This is a genomic window from Nonomuraea sp. NPDC049709, from assembly GCF_040674815.1.
Taxonomy (GTDB): domain Bacteria; phylum Actinomycetota; class Actinomycetes; order Streptosporangiales; family Streptosporangiaceae; genus Nonomuraea.
Genome location: NZ_JBFANM010000202.1, coordinates 1 through 1547 on the forward strand (window position 1 = coordinate 1; position 1547 = coordinate 1547).

At 76.7% G+C, this 1547-nt stretch carries 1 protein-coding gene; it reads left to right on the plus strand.

What is annotated here, in order from left to right; translation table 11 throughout:
* On the plus strand, positions 1 to 1547 hold a 1547-nt coding region (locus AB0J69_RS61660; protein WP_364138678.1), incomplete at both ends, for a polyketide synthase dehydratase domain-containing protein.

The window sequence follows — 1547 nt, forward strand, 5'->3', positions numbered from 1 at the left end:
CTGTTGTCGCTGGCTCAGGCGTGGGTGCTGGGTGTGCCGGTGGCCTGGCCGCTGGTGCTGGGCGAGGGACCGGCACCGAGTGGGCAGCCTCCCACGTACGCCTTCCAGCGCAACCGCTACTGGCTCGGCGACGGGCCGGCGAGCCGCCGTCCGACCGGGGCGGGCATCGACGGATCGCGGCACCCGCTGCTCAGCGCGGTCGTGTCCGTGGCCGACGACAGATTCGTGTTCACCGGCCGGCTCTCGCGCACGATCGCGCCCTGGCTGGCCGACCACGCGGTGGAGGGCGGCGTCCTGCTGCCCGGGGCCGCCTTCGCCGACCTCGCCCTGGAGGCCGCCGCCCACGCGGACTGCGAACGCCTCGACGAGCTGATCATCGAGGCCCCGCTGTTCCTGCCCGACACGGGCACGGTCGCCGTGCAGGTCACCCTCGACCCGCCCGACGCCGGAGGGCACCGCCCCATCGCCGTGTTCTCCCGCGTCGCGGACGCCGACGGCTGGCAGCGGCACGCCTCGGGCGCCGTCGCCGAGGCCGGAGACGACGCCCCCCGGTACGGCTGGGCCACCACCTGGCCGCCCGCCGCCACTCCCGTGGACATCGCCGGCGGGTACGAGCGCCTGGCCGAGCAGGGCTACGAGTACGGCCCCGCGTTCCAAGGGCTGCGCGCCCTGTGGCGGGCCGGCGAGGACCTGTACGCCGAGGTCGTCGTGCCCGACGGCGTGGACGTGACCGGCTACGGCATCCACCCCGCCCTCCTCGACGCCGCGTTCCACCCCCTGGTGCTCTCCGGCGGCAACGAGGAGCTGCGCCTGCCGTTCGCCTTCCGCGGGGTCCGGCTGCACACCACGCAGGCCCAGGCCCTCCGCGTACGGGTGACCCTCACGGGAGAGGACGCCGTCGTGGAGGCGGCCGACCCCACCGGCTCCCCGGTGCTGTCGATCGACGCCCTGCGCACCAGAGCCGCCGCCCCCCGCGCCGCCGCCACCCGGACCCCCGTGAGCCCGTACGGCGTGGACTGGGTGGACGCCGGCACCGTGGCGGCCGGGGCTCCCACGCCCGTCGTCATCCCCTGCGTGAGCGAACGGCCGGACGTGCCCGCCGCCACCAGAGACCTGACCGCCCGCGTCCTGGACGCCATCGCCGCGCAGCCGGACGACGACGTCCCCCTCCTGTTCGTCACCCGGCCGGGTGACCTGGCGGGTGCGGCGGTGCAGGGGCTGGTGCGGTCGGCGCAGTCGGAGCAGCCGGGCCGGTTCGTGCTGGCCGAGGCGGAGGACGGGTACGCCGACTGGGCCAGGATCGCGGCCGTTGGGGAGCCGCAGGTCCGCGTACGCGAGGGCAAGCTCCTCGTGCCCCGCCTGACCCGCCGCAAGGCCGCCACCGGGCCCCAGCCGGACGTGCCGGGGACCGTGCTGGTCACGGGCGGCACCGGTGGCCTGGGCGCCCTGGTCGCGCGGCGGCTGGTGGAGCGGCACGGGGTGCGTGACCTGCTGCTGGTGTCGCGGCGCGGCCCGCAAGCCCCTGGAGCGGGTGCGCTGGTGGCCGA